At 30.3% G+C, this 15532-nt stretch carries 15 protein-coding genes; 13 read left to right on the forward strand and 2 right to left on the reverse strand.

The genetic code is table 11. The features are described from left to right. Nucleotides 1-6: 6 nt before the first annotated feature. From HNR33_RS18290 to HNR33_RS18305, 4 genes are read left to right on the forward strand one after another with little or no spacing between them, the layout of a single operon-like run. Entirely contained in the window at nt 7-675 is a 669-nt protein-coding gene (locus HNR33_RS18290) for a hypothetical protein (protein ID WP_429086186.1), read from the forward strand. Then, entirely contained in the window at nt 659-1723 is a 1065-nt protein-coding gene (locus tag HNR33_RS18295; RefSeq protein ID WP_429086187.1) for a hypothetical protein, read from the forward strand. Before HNR33_RS18290 ends, HNR33_RS18295 begins: the two co-directional genes overlap by 17 nt. Next, nucleotides 1687-2652: an AAA family ATPase gene (locus HNR33_RS18300; protein WP_429086190.1), complete on the forward strand. Its 966-nt coding sequence runs from the start codon at nt 1687-1689 to the stop codon at nt 2650-2652. The genes HNR33_RS18295 and HNR33_RS18300 overlap by 37 nt, the downstream gene beginning before the upstream one ends. A 42-nt stretch (nt 2653-2694) precedes the next feature. Next, a complete protein-coding gene (locus HNR33_RS18305; RefSeq protein WP_429086193.1) occupies nt 2695-4008 on the forward strand; it encodes a DUF58 domain-containing protein in 1314 nt (437 codons plus the stop codon). Here HNR33_RS18305 and HNR33_RS18310 read toward each other — a convergent pair. After that, nucleotides 4005-4955: a stage II sporulation protein M gene (locus HNR33_RS18310; RefSeq protein ID WP_429086196.1), complete on the reverse strand. Its 951-nt coding sequence runs from the start codon at nt 4953-4955 to the stop codon at nt 4005-4007. The genes HNR33_RS18305 and HNR33_RS18310 overlap by 4 nt on opposite strands. 72 nt (nt 4956-5027) lie before the next feature. Here HNR33_RS18310 and HNR33_RS18315 point away from each other — a divergent pair, with 72 nt between their 5' ends. The 9 genes from HNR33_RS18315 (at nt 5028) to HNR33_RS18355 (ending at nt 14020) form a co-directional block, all read left to right on the forward strand. Beyond that, entirely contained in the window at nt 5028-5738 is a 711-nt protein-coding gene (locus HNR33_RS18315; protein ID WP_429086199.1) for an RDD family protein, read from the forward strand. Nucleotides 5739-5884: 146 nt separating this feature from the next. After that, nucleotides 5885-6487 carry a TetR/AcrR family transcriptional regulator gene (locus tag HNR33_RS18320; RefSeq protein WP_429086202.1) on the forward strand — a complete coding sequence of 201 codons (603 nt, stop codon included), beginning with the start codon at nt 5885-5887 and terminating at the stop codon, nt 6485-6487. Nucleotides 6488-6568: 81 nt separating this feature from the next. Further along, nucleotides 6569-7420, forward strand: a complete 852-nt coding sequence (locus HNR33_RS18325; protein ID WP_429086205.1) for an ABC transporter ATP-binding protein — start codon at nt 6569-6571, stop codon at nt 7418-7420. Continuing rightward, the gene (locus tag HNR33_RS18330; protein ID WP_429086207.1) at nt 7420-8124 is read left to right on the forward strand and encodes a fluoroquinolone export ABC transporter permease subunit; all 705 of its coding nucleotides are present in this window, start codon (nt 7420-7422) and stop codon (nt 8122-8124) included. Before HNR33_RS18325 ends, HNR33_RS18330 begins: the two co-directional genes overlap by 1 nt. 1 nt (nt 8125) lies before the next feature. Further along, nucleotides 8126-8845, forward strand: a complete 720-nt coding sequence (locus HNR33_RS18335) for an ABC transporter permease (protein WP_429086210.1) — start codon at nt 8126-8128, stop codon at nt 8843-8845. 142 nt (nt 8846-8987) lie between these two features. After that, entirely contained in the window at nt 8988-9776 is a 789-nt protein-coding gene (locus HNR33_RS18340) for an ABC transporter ATP-binding protein (protein WP_429086211.1), read from the forward strand. 2 nt (nt 9777-9778) lie between these two features. Then, nucleotides 9779-11455, forward strand: coding sequence for a hypothetical protein (locus tag HNR33_RS18345; RefSeq protein WP_429086213.1), 1677 nt, complete (start codon nt 9779-9781; stop codon nt 11453-11455). A gap of 320 nt (nt 11456-11775) precedes the next feature. Beyond that, entirely contained in the window at nt 11776-12870 is a 1095-nt protein-coding gene (locus HNR33_RS18350) for a GerAB/ArcD/ProY family transporter (RefSeq protein WP_429086216.1), read from the forward strand. A gap of 565 nt (nt 12871-13435) precedes the next feature. Then, nucleotides 13436-14020 carry an NUDIX hydrolase gene (locus HNR33_RS18355; protein WP_429086219.1) on the forward strand — a complete coding sequence of 195 codons (585 nt, stop codon included), beginning with the start codon at nt 13436-13438 and terminating at the stop codon, nt 14018-14020. 137 nt (nt 14021-14157) lie between these two features. Here HNR33_RS18355 and HNR33_RS18360 read toward each other — a convergent pair whose 3' ends face one another. Beyond that, on the reverse strand, nt 14158-15321 hold the full coding sequence (locus HNR33_RS18360; RefSeq protein WP_429086222.1) for a L,D-transpeptidase family protein: 1164 nt from the start codon (nt 15319-15321) through the stop codon (nt 14158-14160). Nucleotides 15322-15532: the final 211 nt, after the last annotated feature.

Raw genomic sequence — 15532 nt, forward strand, 5'->3', positions numbered from 1 at the left:
AGGAATGTGAGAATGTCAATTATACCTCCAACTAGAGAACAGTTTGATATTACGATAAAAGAAATACTAGGAAAGCTTGAGTATCGTCATTTAAATAGAGATTGTACTGATTTACTTGAAAGAATAAGAAATAGTATAGAAAACTGGCTAGAAAAATGGCTGAAAAATAGAAGTTTTCAATATGATAATTTTGAGAATATATCACACTCGTTATCCAACGGTTTTATTGTTGCTACAGTCATATTAATTGTAGTCGTAATTATAGTTATCTTTTTACTTTTAAGAAAAATGGTAGGAAAGGATACAAAGGTTAAGAAACTCTATGGAGAAATTATAGATGAAAAAACTACAGCGGAGATTCTAATAGACAAGTCGAATAATTGTAAAGATAATGGTGATTACAGAGATGCTGCTAGATATAGCTTTATAGCATTATTAGTTAAACTTAACGAAAAAAACTTGCTGTATTTAGATGAAACAAGAACAAATAACGAAATGGTACAATCTTTAAGGAAAAATAGATTTAAATATATAGAATTGTTTGAGAAAGTTGTTAACCTTTTTAATGCGGTATGGTATGGTCACAAACCTATGAATGAAGACAAGTTTTCATCATGGGAAAGCTTAATGGATGTTTTATGGAATGAGGTGATGAGTATTGAAAAGGCAAAATAAGAAGGAGATATACTTAATACTCATATTAATTCCTATATTTTTGTGGTTAAGCTTGAATTTTACAACTGACAGTCATAAAATACAGAAGCCTTACTCTATACTGAATAAAGGTAAAATCGGTACAAGTGTTTTTTACGAAACTCTGAAGAAGCTGGACTATCCTGTTAAACTAGTAGTTTCAGATATTAAGCAGCAGAAAAATAGTGTACAGATTGTTGCGCTTTCAAGCAGTACATCTAAACTAGATATAAATGACGACCAAATAAAAGAATGGATTGAAAATGGTGGTAAGCTTATATATTTAACTGATAGATTGTGGGAAGATATTTTAGATTATGGAAATAAAATTGATACATACTCTATAAATGCAAACACTCTGGGTATAGTGTATTCGTATGGAAGCGGAACGATTATTCTAGGAAGCACAGAGCTTATAGAAAACAAAGCTTTAACAAAGGACACAGAAGGTGCTTACTGGCTACTATGTCAAATTGATAAACTGCGGTATGAACACATTGCTTTCAATGAATACTATCAATACTCTGGCAACGAAAAGCCTTCGTTATGGAGAGATACACCAAATGGAATCAAGGCCATATTATTTCAACTGTTAATATTTGGGTTTATAATCATTTACTACAAAGGAAAAAGATTTGGTAAACCAAAACCTCTTTATGAAGAAGTTGAAAGAACAGAGAACGAATTTGTTTACGCTGTGGCGGCGTTATATAAAAAAGGACAATGCAGAGAGATAGTGCTTCAAAGCTTTTATGAGGAGCTTTTGATTAAAGCTAAAGGATATTTTGGCAAAGATGTAGATATAGTCAGAGAAAACCTAGTTGAGCTTTGGGAAAATGAGAAATTACCAGAGCTTTCTAAGGTAAAAAAAGTTTATGATTTTATTGGTTACGAAATGAATAAAGGAAAGAAAATAAATTCGAAAAAAATGCTTGAAATGATACTTATCATTGAACACTTAAACAGAATACTAGAAAGAAGGAGAGAGAGTCGTTGGAAAACGTTGAAAAAGGATACACAGAGAGCTTAGTTAATAAGATTAACGAACAGATAAAGAAAGTAATAGTTGAGCAGGATGAAACGATTAAATATTGCTTGGTTGCATTACTTAGTGGAGGACACGTTTTATTAGAAGGAGTTCCAGGACTAGCAAAAACACTTTTAGTTAGAGCATTAGCAAAAACAATGAGTATTGATTTTAAGAGAATTCAATTTACACCTGATTTGATGCCTTCCGATGTAACTGGAACAAAGATTTATAATATGCAATCAAGAGAGTTTGAACTGAAAAAAGGACCAATATTTACAAATTTTCTTTTAGCAGATGAAATCAATCGAACACCTCCTAAAACTCAAGCAGGACTTTTAGAAGCTATGGAAGAGCAAACAGTATCTATAGATGGTGAACTCATTGAACTTTCTAAGCCATACATGGTATTTGCTACACAGAATCCAATTGAGTATGAGGGAACTTATCCGTTACCAGAGGCACTTGTTGATAGATTCTTAATGAAGCTCATTGTAGGATATCCATCGATAGAAGCAGAAAAAGAAGTTTTACTTAAATATCATAAAGGCTTTACAAGTATTGACCTAGACAGTGCCGGTGTGGAAGCAGTGTGTAATGCAGAGGACATACTGAAATGCAGAAAAGAGTTAAGTAATGTTCAGGTTGATAATCAACTGATTGACTATATAGTACAGATTGTATCTGAAACAAGAGGATATTCTTCTATCGAAATCGGTAGTAGTCCAAGAGGATCTATAGCCATGCTCCAATCAGCAAAAGCCTATGCTGTAATAAATGGGCGTGATTTTGTTATACCAGAAGATATTAAGTTTGTCACACTTCCTGTGTTAAGACATCGTATTATTCTAAAGCCAGAGCTAGTTATTGAAGGAATTAAAGAAGATCAAGTAATCAATAATATCCTAATGCAGGTTAAAGTACCTAGATAAAGTGAGTTTTATTTCAGAAGACTAAAGGGTCAGGTGATTAGTTTGACAGTAACAAAGCGTTTTATTTGGATGATTGGAGCAGGTATAGTTGTCACTTTTATTTCATATTTTTTTAGCATATCATTGCTTGTATTTATTATTTATAATATTCTATGCTTTACTTTATTAACTATAGACTATTTTACAACACCATCAAGTGATGTGTTTGAAATTGAAAGAGTAGGAGAAGAAAAGCTTTCACTTTATGCAATGGAAAAAATAAAATTTAGGGTCTATAATAAGAGTGATAAAGAAATGTATATAGAGATTGTTGATGAAGCTCCAGAACTTTACTTTGAAGTTCAGGAGAAGAGTATTAAAGGCAGTGTTTTACCACATAGTAAAGAAATCTTTGAATACGAGGCTATACCAAGAAAAAGAGGGGCTTTTAGCTTTGGGAGTGTTCATGTTAGATATGAAGGTAATCTCAAACTTTGCAAAAAACAGTTTATGTTAGCCCTGAAAAAGGAATACAAGGTATATCCGAATCTTAAGGATTTAAAGAAGTATCGACTAGCAGCATATAACAGCATGGTTAATCAATCAGGACAAAAAGTAATGAAGATGTTAGGCAATGGAACTGAATTTGAAAGCCTCAGAGAATATGTTTCAGGAGATGAATACAGGAAAATTAATTGGCAAGCTACAGCAAGAGAAAACAAGCCTATTGTAAATCAATATGAGCCGGAGAAGAATCAACATGTTTATACGTTTATTGATACAGGCCGTTCTATGAGCTATTCTGTAAAAGGCTACAAAAAACTCGATTTAGCTATTAATACTAGCCTATTACTTTCTGATATTGTAAATCAAAATGGTGATCAATCAGGACTTATGGTATTTAATACTGAGGTAAACAATTTTGTAATGCCTGGCAAAGGAAATATACACAGGAACAACCTTATGGAAGCTCTTTATCATATAGAGCATACTAACGAAACATCTAATTATGATGAGGCATTTTACTATTTTAAAACAAAAGAAAGAAGAAGAAGTCTTATCTGCATATTTACTGATTTTGATACTTTAGAAGAAGCAGAAGATATGATGAAGGTATTACCTGTATTATCTAGAAATAATATAGTTATGATTATCTTGATAAATGATGAAAAGCTTCAGGAAATTGCATCAATATCAGTAGAAAAAGAGGATGATTCTTATAAAAAAGGAGTAGCTTTAGAAATGTTAAGAGAGCGTAAAAAGATGATAAATATACTTAACGCAAAAGGTATTATGTGCATCCAATGCTCTCCAGAAAAAATATCTATTGAAGTCATTAATAAATATTTACACATAAAAAATCGGATGTTTTTTTAGACATCCGACTTAAAATATGGAATAGCAAAATAAATTATAAGACCTATTAAAGTCAATGCTGCGAATATTAGCTTACTGAGTGGAGAGATATCAAGTGGAGTAAAAAAGCCTTCAATTATGCCAGCAATAACTAAAAGGAATGCAACTCCAAGCATTAGGCTTACAGCATCCTTAGAGGCTTTGATAATAGAGTGCTTTCTAGAATACTCATTTGGTATCAATATAGAGCGAGCAATAATAAGACCTGCACCGGCTGAGATAAAAATGGCAGTTAGCTCTATAATTCCATGTGGTAATATTAATGACCAATAATTTAATGGAGCTCCAAAATGATATACTAACCCTGTGAGAGCTCCCAACAGTGCCCCATTGAAAAACAATATATAAATTGTTCCTAGGCCAAGAGTAATGCCGAAAGCAAAAGCTCTAAGTGATACTGAAATATTGTTTACCATTATGTAGCTTGACATCAATGGATAGTCCCATTGATTAGAAGTATCCATATTCCAGTCAATGTTATCTATCATTGCTTGTGGCAGGAAATATGAAGCACTTTGAGGATTAGCATTTACTAATACCATACTTATACCAAATCCGATTAAGAAAATGAGAAAGGATATGATAATATAAGATCTTAGTTTTTTAGCTTGTTTAGGGAATCCATAGCGAATGTAATAAAATACCTCAGAAAAACTATTTTTCTTCACAGCATATATATGATTATGAGCACGGCCAACTAATGCATTTAAATATGTAACTACATCACTATTTGGGAAATGAGTTCTTGCATATGCCAGCTGGTGGCTAGTTTGTCTGAAAAGGTGCAAAAACCGTCGCAACTCCTTAGATTCTAGTTTTGACATGCTTTTTTTATCTAAAAGCTCCACTGTATTTTTTAATGTAGTCCATGAAGATGAGTGCTTTTTTATAAATTGGTCTTGTTTCAAAGTTTTTCACCCCTTAAAAGATATTGTATCAGATACATAGTATATCAGTAAATATAAGAAAGGAGAGATATCGTGGAAACTATTAAAATTACAACTCCAGAAAACATAGAAGTTGAATATAGATTGGCAGGTTTAGGTTCTCGAGCTGCTGCATCGCTAGTAGATATGTTAATACAGTTTGCAGTAATAGGAGGCATTGCATTAGTAGTAGCTTTATCTGGATTTACATCTAGTGAGTTTTACCAGGAGTACGAAGGCTGGGTAATAGGTATCTCACTGATACTAATATTTGTAATAACATATGGTTACTTTATTATTTTCGAGCTAACAATGAATGGGAAAACACCAGGTAAAAAGATATTTCACCTTCGTGCTATTCGTAATAATGGGCAGCCAATAACAGCTAAGCATTCAGTTATACGCAATTTATTTAGAACTATTATAGATATGTATGGTTTTGGAGTAGTCTTAATATTTGTTACAAAACAGCATAAAAGAATAGGTGATTTTTTAGCATCTACAATTGTTATAGCAGAAGAGAAAAAAGAAATTCCTGCAATTATTGAACCAGATAATGATAGAGGAACAAGTTACAAATATTCAATAACACAGCAGGAATATGAGCTATTGAAGGAGTATTTTAATAGAAAAGATTCAACTAGTGAAGATGCAATTGAAATTAAAAAGTCTTTGGCTCAATACTTTATAGCAAAGCTAGGAGTAGAAGTTGAGCAAGGCGGTTATGATAGACTGTTGAATGATTTGATTAATAGTATAGGATAGAAATATAGGGTGACAGAGAAATATCTTTATCACCCTATATTTCTATAATAATTTATTAATTAGGTTACTAAAGAAATCTACATGAATATGTTGCTAGTTTCTTACATCAATGATATAATAAGATAAAAACGAACAGGTGATTTTTAATGCAAGTACAAAAAGAAGAAGTAAGAGATGCAATTATTGAAAAAGCAACTATTGAATTTGTAAATCAAGGATTTGAAAAGGCTTCAATAAGAAAGATAGTAAAGGAAGCTGGTACTACAATTGGTAATTTTTATAATTATTTCAAAAGCAAAGAGGAAGTTTTTTATACTATTACAACTCCTGTGTATCAAAACTTTATTGAACTTATTAAAAATCATAAAGAAGATGAAGTAGCAAAAAAATATAGTCAGTTACCTATGAATGAAGAGGTATTGAGGCATGGTCTTACTGAGGTTTTAAGAAAATATAGTAAAGCTTTTGACATTGCTCTAGTGATACTAATAGATGGGAGCAAGGGAACAAAGTATGAGAATATCAAACAGGAGCTTATCGAAGTATTGTCTATGCACTTTAAAGAACATTTAGAAAATGATAGTAAACTATTTACTGGAAGTTATAACCAATATTTTGCACATGCTGTTGCTGCAGGTTTTTTAGAAGGAGTACTCGATATACTTCGATCTAACTATACTACTAATGAAAAGAAAGAACTTGTTATAGAGTATATTTTATTCCTAATTAATAGCTTGTTTAGCTATTAAATTTTTTAATTCAATAAAGAACGTACGTTACTTATTCGTCGATGTATTATAACCAATTTATTATGAAGGGGAAATGGACTTATGATTGATGTAAGAAATCTCGAATATTCATATTCTAGAGCTAAAAACCAAACGTTAAAGTCTATAGAATTTAGTGTCAACTCAGGAGAGATATTTGGGTTTTTAGGACCTAGTGGAGCAGGAAAAAGTACAACCCAGAAAATACTTACCGGATTAATCAAGGACTATAACGGCAGTGTAGTAGTCATGGGCAAGGAAATTAGAGAATGGAGTAAGAATTATTATGAAAAAATAGGTGTTTCATTTGAGCTGCCTAACCTTTATGGCAAATTGACTGGAAAAGAAAATCTCATGCTTGTTAGTTCACTTTATGATTGTAGAACAGCAAACCCACTAGACTTGCTCAGCATGGTTGGACTTGAAGAAAATGCTAGCTTAAGAGTATCTCAATATTCAAAAGGAATGAAAATGAGGTTGAATTTTATAAGAGCTTTTATTCATAATCCAGATTTGATTTTTTTAGATGAACCTACATCAGGATTAGACCCTGTTAATGCAAAGAACATTAAAGAAATAATTCTCAGAAAAAAGAAAGAAGGCAAGACAATATTTTTGACTACTCATAACATGACGGTGGCAGATGAACTTTGTGATAGAGTTGCTTTTATTGTTGATGGAGAAATAAAACTTATAGATTCACCTAATGAGTTAAAATTAAAATATGGAAGTCACTCCGTTAGAGTAGAATACAGCTCGGATGAAAATGAAGCATTTAAAGACTTTAATCTAAAGGATATAGGCAATAATGAAGATTTTATTAGTTTGCTGAAAAAGAAAAAAGTCAAAACTATTCATACTCAAGAAGCTACTCTAGAGGATATTTTTATCAAAATAACTGGGAGGACTTTATAATGAAAAAGCTTATTAAAAGCATAAAAGGAGACCTGTTTTTGCAATTTAAATATGGGTTTTATGCAGTTTATTTAGTTATAACTGTATTTTATATAATACTCTTAATAAAGCTTCCAGTAAAAGCATCTGAGGTTGCTTCACCGTTTATAATTTTTTCAGATCCATCGATACTTGGATTTTACTTTATAGGTGCATTAATTTTATTAGAGAAAGCGGAAAATACGATAGAATATTTAATTATTACGCCTCTGAAAATAAAAGAATATTTGCTTTCAAAGATGATTTCCTTAACCATATTATCTTTATTAGTTAGCATAACTATTTCAGTTTTTATATATAAATTTAACTTTAACATTTTTTTGCTAGCTATGGGAGTTACGCTAACATCGTTTCTATTTATCTTGATTGGTTTTATTGCTGTAGCAAAATTTCAAACAATTAATGACTATATATTAACATCGATTATATATATCACAATACTGTGCTTGCCTATCCTTGATTATTTTGGACTTTATAGAAATATCATATTTTACTTATTCCCAACAAAGGCTTCATTGCTTTTAGTAAGAGGTTCATTTGCTGGAATTGAACTATGGGAAGTCATTTACTCAACACTTTATCTTATTGTCTGTATTTTCATAACTTACAAATGGGCATATCGTTCATTCTATAGGTTTATAATTCTAAAACAAGGAGAAAGATAAAATGAAAAAAATAGTTGCCCTTTGTCGTAATGATTTCAAAAACATATTTAGAGAACCAATGCTTATGGCTATATTACTAGGACCTACTATTCTTTCAATAACCATGCATTTTGGAATTCCAATACTGTCTGAGTATTTACAACCTTATTTTGATTTAGAACAGTATTATAATATAATAACAGGATATCTGCTATTGTTTGTACCAATACTACTAGGAATGGTGTCAGGTTTTTTAATTTTAGATGAAAGAGATGAACATGTTTTTATGACACTGATAGTAACTCCACTTTCATTAGATGGATATATTTTATACCGAATTCTATTACCTATGTTAATAAGCTTGATATATACTACTATATTAGCAAACATTATTAATCTTACGAGAGCATTTCTTTTATTACTAATTCCTATAATTATTTTAGGCGCTATAGAAGCTTCTATTATAGCTCTTTTTCTAGCAGGATTTGCAGGAAATAAGGTAGAAGGGATGGTTCTTTCAAAAGCATTAGGGCTATTGATGCTTGCACCATTAGCAGGATATTTTATTAATTCTCCATTGAAATATTTTTTTGGAATAATACCATTTTACTGGCCAATACAGGCTTTAATAGGTATTGAAAGTAGTATTTTATCATATTCTATGCATATTGGAGTAGGACTGTTAGTGCACATGGTACTTCTTTTATCGTTAATAAACAGATTAAAAGCAAAGATGTTATAATATAATAAAAGCAGGTATTAGAGAAATGGCTTAATACCTGCTTTTATTGAAATTAGAACAAGTAAATTATACTTATTTAACTACTAAGTGTATAAAATCCATGGTATAATATACCATGTGACTAACTATCAGGAGGTTTAACATGAATATAGAACCAGTCGTGAGCATTAAGGATTTGAGGATAAATTATGGAGTAGGCTCGGAAGATATTTTGAAGGGGATTAATCTAGAGGTTTATCCAGGCCAGATAATAGGATATATAGGTCCAAATGGTGCTGGAAAGAGTACTACTGTTAAGATATTGCTTGGTATATTAGAAAACTATAGAGGAGAAGTAAAAATATTTGGCAAAGATATATCGCAAGAAAAGATTGAGTATAAAAGAAGAATTGGATATGTTCCTGAAACTGCTGAAATATATGAGAATTTAACTGCTTATGAATACCTTACATTTTTAGGTGAAGTGTATGGCATGGAGCTAGAAAGAGTAAATGAAAAAGGTAAAAAGCTCATGTCTTTGTTTGGAATAGAGGAGCACTATCACTCTAGAATATCTTCATATTCAAAAGGAATGAAGCAGAAACTTCTTATTATAGCGAGCCTAATACACAATCCAGATATATTATTTTTAGATGAGCCCTTAGGAGGACTTGACGCTAATAGTGTTATGATATTTAAAGAAATTTTAGCACAGCTTGCAGCACAGGGAAAAACTATTTTTTATTCATCGCACATCATGGAGATTGTTGAAAAAATAAGCCATAGGATATTATTAATAAATGGTGGGCAGATAGTTGCTGATGGAACGTTTAAAGAACTTAAGGAAAAAAGCATGGAGGGTTCTCTTGAAGAAATATTTAACCAGCTTACCGGCTTTAATAAGCATAAAGATATTGCTGATGATTTTATACAGACGCTACAGGAGGTATAGACATGAAGGACTTTATTTCCCTCAGGATACTTGATAAATTCAGCATTGTATTTAAAAAGCTTGGAATAAATTATAGTATGATGAGAAAAATATTAGAGCTTAAATTAACTATGGATGAAAGAAGAGTGCCTACCGCTTTATCTAGCTATAAAAATAAGAATAAAGATGGAAATTTGTTAAAAAAGTCACTTCTATCATACGGATTTTTAGGACTTATGATTATGGTTATTATTATTATTCCAGTTCCAATTTATGTTCAGATGAGTATTTGCTTTGGCATGATAATGTTCATGATAATGATGACTATGATTTCAGATTTCTCATCAGTTTTGCTAGATGTAAAGGGTAGAAATATTCTTTTGACCAAACCTATTGATCAGAAAACCTTTAATGCTGCAAAGGTAATCCATATTTTTATTTATATGTTTATTATAACTATGGTTATGGCAGGACCATCCTTAATAGCAGGAACTATTAAATATGGAATACTATTTTTTCTTTTGTTTATTTTAGAGCTTACTTTGCTAGCAGGCTTTGTTATATTTCTTACTGCATTATTGTATAGTGTTATCTTGAAGTTTTTTGATGGTGAAAAGCTTAAGGATATCATAAATTATTTTCAGATTATACTTTCTATAACGATGATTATAGTATATCAATTGATTGGACGTATGTTTGAATTTATAGACCTGAATGTATCATTTACTCCAAAATGGTGGAGTGCTTTAATTCCACCGGCATGGTTCGCAGCACCATTTGAGTTGTTTATTAATAATAATTATGAAAGCATATACATATATTTTGGAGCATTATGTATTTTGATTCCCGTAATAGCATTGGTAATTCATGCAAAGGTTATAGTTCCTCATTTTGAAAGCAACTTATCAAAGCTTAATAATAGTAGTGCTAAAAATGGCATATCTGCTGAAAGAAAAGGATATTTAAGTAAGAAAAGCTCTAAAATATTTAGTCATGGTAATATGGAAAATATATTCTATAGATTCACACAGAACATGTTATCTAATGAAAGAAAGCTAAAGCTTAAGATATATCCTAGTCTTGCTATGGCAGCAGTTTTTCCTTTTTTAATGTTGATTCCTTATTTTAGTGATTTCAGTTCTTTAAAAGGTGTATTTTCTAGAATGGCAGAAAGTAAGGCGTATCTTTCAATATATTTAGCCGTATTAATGCTATCCAACACTATAATGATGATATCAACAAGTGAAAATTTCAAGGGTTCTTGGATATATAGGACATTGCCAATAGAGTCACCTGGACCTATTTATAGAGGAGCATTAAAAGGGTATCTTGTAAAATACTGTATACCTATATATTTGTTTGTGAGCATAGTATTTTTAATAATATATAGATTTACAATTATAATTGATTTGATTTTAATCTTGATTGGCATGATATTGCTTACACTTGTTTTATTCAAGACCTCTAAGATGGAGCTCCCGTTTAGTGATGATATTCAAAAAGCACAGAGTGGTAATACTGGAGTGTTTTTTACAACCTTAATTTTCGTAGGTACATTTGTAGGCATTCATATCGCTTTAAGCAAAGTAAAGCTTTTATTGATAGCTTACACTGTTGTTGTACTTGTGGTGACCATATATTTATGGAAAAAGAGCTTTGATATGAAGTGGGAAGATGTAGTAGATAGTATTGAGAAGTAAGATAACCACTAAAAACGTAATAGCTTTTCTTATTCTTTTAAAAAGCCTTTTAGAGTCACATTCTAAGAGGTTTTTATCTTTCCAGTTATTTTTAGTACTGATTGAATATTTTCGAAGCCACTTCCACTTCATATTATTCTTTTTCTTGTAGAAATATTGGAATTTCTACGTTGCAATATATTATATAGTAACAGCATCTGCTTGAAAATTCAATCAATATAGCTGCGACAATAGTGAAACAATAGAGAGATACTGTAGTGAGTATTATTATTAGAAAGTAGTTTATACTAAGTATAAGAATGTCCTAGGAGGATTAAATAGTGAACAAAGAAACTATCTCAGATATGCAAGGTATATCACTTATTGTTCTTGCTATAATAGGAGAAGCTTCAATATTTGTAATGGGAATTGATGCTAAGAGAGATTTATGGCTAGCGATTATTTTAGCAATAATAATAGCGTTGACTACTGCTCTTATATATATATATATATATCTTCACAATGTGTTTCCAGGAAAAGATTTGTTTGATATTATTGAGATTTGTTTCGGGAAATTAGTGGGAAAAGGAATAATACTGTTATTTATTTGGTATGCTCTTTATTCATTAGAGCTGAGTTTATTAGATTATAGTTATTTTGTTAATACAGTTGCTTTTCCGGAAACACCTAAAATAGTAATACATATGATATTTGTAATTCTAATTATTTGGATAGTAAAGGGAGGGATAGAGGTTTTAGGAAGATGGTCAAAATTTTTCTTACCGATACCTATTATCTTAATATTTACTTCAAGTTTATTATTAATTCCTCAGATGAACATAGATAACATTCGCCCAGTACTAAACAATGATATAGATTCTATTTTGAAAGCTACTTATTATACGTATGTGTTTCCTTTTGCAGATATAGTATTTTTTTCTATAGTTTTATCTTCATTTAAAACAAAACAATCTCCTTATAAAATATACATTTTTAGTTTATTGATAGCAGGAATAGTAGTATTAGTTACCGGAGTGGTTAATATTTTAACTATAGGAGTAGATATGATTTCAAGCACATACTTTCCTTCTTATTTGACTGTTTCAAAAATAAATGTGGGAAATGTTTTACAAAGAATAGAAGTAATGGTATCTATATCGTTTTTCTTAGGAGGATTTATTAAACTAAGTATAGAATTATTGGTTGCGTGTAAAGGATTTGCTAAAATATTTGGATGTGAAGATTATAGATTTATTACAATTCCTATATCATTGATTCCCCTTAATTTTTCCCATTATGAGTTTGATAGTATAATGTATTATTTCGGGTATGCTCTTGAGGTATATCCATACATTACTTTACCTTTTCAAGTGATTTTTCCTATTAGTATACTTGTTGTGACAGTAATTAAAAAGAAAAAATTGGGAGCAAATTAAAATATGATATTTTTGTGACTAAAATTATATACTTATAATTTAAAGAATATCTGCTTACATAATTATTCTTTTATATAGTAAAATCTACTGATGATTTTATCACTAAGCTTTATAGCACGCAAATTAGTTCATGCTGTATAATTTCAGCAGACATAGTCCGTTTATTCAATCTGCATTTTTCCTTTAATAAACATATCTTTAATTTTATCAGAAGATGAGATAAGATTGTTTTATATTGGAAAGTTATCTACATTTTGTTTGCATAATCTCTTATATATTTTGTTAGTTACAGCTATTTAATAAATTTAATTTTTATCAAATAAATATCAGTAGGGATAGCTGTATGGATTGTAAAAACGATTGTTCTCAAAATAATATTTATAGTAGTGAAATTAGAACACAGAAATTAATATTAGAAATTAATATTAATGATAAAAAGGATTTTGATATAAATAGATAGAATGGGTAAAGTTGATGTATAGGATAGTTTAGTGCAGCGGGTATAATAGTAGCAGATATTATTTTTATAGCTATGTCTCAAGGGGAAAAGGGGAGTGTAAAACTAATGAATTTTAAAGAAGCGATACTAAAATATCAACCAATTAACGATCAAGAAGCAAATGACAAAAAAATCATCTTGGATTACATTGATAACTTTTATGATGATATCCTAACTAGAAGAAACCAAATAGCACATATGACAAGTTCTGGATTGATTTTAAATAAATCTCTAGATAAAATACTTATGATTCATCACAATATATATAACACTTGGACATGGACTGGTGGTCATGCAGATGGTGACAGTGATATGCTCGAAGTAGCACTCAAAGAAGCAAGAGAAGAGACTGGTGTTTCTAATATATTACCACTAACAGATGATTTAGCTTCTATAGATATTATCCCAGTATATGGACATATTAAAAGAGAAAAATACGTTTCAGCTCATCTGCATTTAAATACATCATATATCTTAATAGTAGATGAAAATGAGAAGCTGGTTATTAATGAAGCTGAAACCAGTGATGTTGGGTGGATAGAAGTTAATAGTTTGGGCATATATTCTAACGAGCCATATTTAATTGCAATTTACAATAAAATTATTGAAAGGGCTAAAAAAGAAAGTTTCATATTAGTAAGCAAAATATAAAGTGTAGTTAAGTTATTTATTTGTTTTCTGTCATTTATTCATAAAATTATTCCCACTAGATTATACTATATGGTTTTTCTATATATGTCTACATAATAGGGATAATATTAGAATGATTAGGGCTTTTATACGAAATGTTAATCCTTTATAACTACTACAGTTCCAACAGGTACATAATCATATAGCCATTCAACATCTTTATTATTCATGCGAATGCATCCTAGACTTACGTATTTTCCTATAGAAGAAGGATCATTTGTCCCATGGATACCATATTTGGTTCCACCTGTATTGGGAACACTTAGTCCTAACCACCTTATACCGAGCGGATTTTGTGGCTCTCCTCCTGGAATACCTTTTGGTGAATACCATGGGTTCTTTATTTTATTAACTATTTTGAAGGTTCCCTCTGGAGTTAAGTTTGTATTTTTACCAGTTGCAACTTGGAAAGTACGAACTAAGTTTTTATTATTAAAGAGAGAAAGCGTGTTTTTAGACTTATTAATTTCAATATAATAATCATATTTTTTATCAACTATATTCTTATTAAGTGTATTTTCTTCGATATAAAAAGGGTTAGGAATCTTAATTTCTGTTCCTATTTTTAAATTCTTCGGATTAATTCCGTTATATTCAGCAATTAAATCTTGAAATATAGATATATGAAAGTGATTTAAAACTATTCTATATAGCGTTTCTCCAGGCTGAACTGTATGCTCAATGGTTGACTTAGTTAAAGGTAATAAAACTTTTGTCCCAGATTTTACATCTGTACTTGGATTATAAATCTCATTAATTGATTGGACGTAGTGAGTATACCATTCACGATTAAAATATTGTTGTGTAATGCTGAAGATTGTATCTCCTGGGTTAACTCTATAAATATCTATTATTTTTGGATTTGAAATAATTAATGAATTCCCAACCTTTAAGTCTACACTCGGATTTTGAATATTATTATCCAGGGCTAATTTTTGAACAAACTTAGTAGAATCATAGTATTTTCTAGCAATACTAGATAATGTTTCTCCAGACATTATCTCATGTACAACTTGTATATATGGTCGATTGGAATCTTTATTGAAAGAAAAATTCATCAAAGTATCGCTTGCTAATTTATAACTAGTTAAGTCTTCAGCAATTGGTGCTGAATTGGCTTGAGTAAATGGAATAATCAAACTAACAAAAAATAAAGTGAAAATAGGTATAAGAAAATAGAATGCTTTTTTTAATAATTGTTTTTTGTTTCTATACTTCCTATTTCGTCTTGAATACAAATGATTATCTTGGTTAAAAGTCATTGGCGGCATCTCTCCATTCTTAATATTATGTTCAGATTGACAAGATTCGACAAATTTTTTAAATTACCTTTTGTAATATAATCAAATATAAAAAATGAGACGTTGGTAGCAGAAAAACTAGGACTAAAGTAATGGATAATAAAGCAAATAAATAAGAGCGTAAATCTTATCCTTCTGTTACTATAGAATGAAATGGGAAGATGCAGTTGAA

This window comes from Brassicibacter mesophilus, from assembly GCF_050433385.1.
Taxonomy (GTDB): Bacteria; Bacillota; Clostridia; order Tissierellales; family Proteiniboraceae; genus Brassicibacter; species Brassicibacter mesophilus.

Excerpts from the sequence above, each read along its gene's own strand:
- HNR33_RS18320 (WP_429086202.1), top strand. The coding sequence starts at position 5,885 with ATGCAAGTACAAAAAGAAGAAGTAAGAGATGCAATTATTGAAAAAGCA.
- HNR33_RS18325 (WP_429086205.1), top strand. The coding sequence starts at position 6,569 with ATGATTGATGTAAGAAATCTCGAATATTCATATTCTAGAGCTAAAAAC.
- HNR33_RS18330 (WP_429086207.1), top strand. The coding sequence starts at position 7,420 with ATGAAAAAGCTTATTAAAAGCATAAAAGGAGACCTGTTTTTGCAATTT.
- HNR33_RS18335 (WP_429086210.1), top strand. The coding sequence starts at position 8,126 with ATGAAAAAAATAGTTGCCCTTTGTCGTAATGATTTCAAAAACATATTT.
- HNR33_RS18340 (WP_429086211.1), top strand. The coding sequence starts at position 8,988 with ATGAATATAGAACCAGTCGTGAGCATTAAGGATTTGAGGATAAATTAT.
- HNR33_RS18345 (WP_429086213.1), top strand. The coding sequence starts at position 9,779 with ATGAAGGACTTTATTTCCCTCAGGATACTTGATAAATTCAGCATTGTA.
- HNR33_RS18355 (WP_429086219.1), top strand. The coding sequence starts at position 13,436 with ATGAATTTTAAAGAAGCGATACTAAAATATCAACCAATTAACGATCAA.
- HNR33_RS18360 (WP_429086222.1), bottom strand. The coding sequence starts at position 15,321 with ATGACTTTTAACCAAGATAATCATTTGTATTCAAGACGAAATAGGAAG.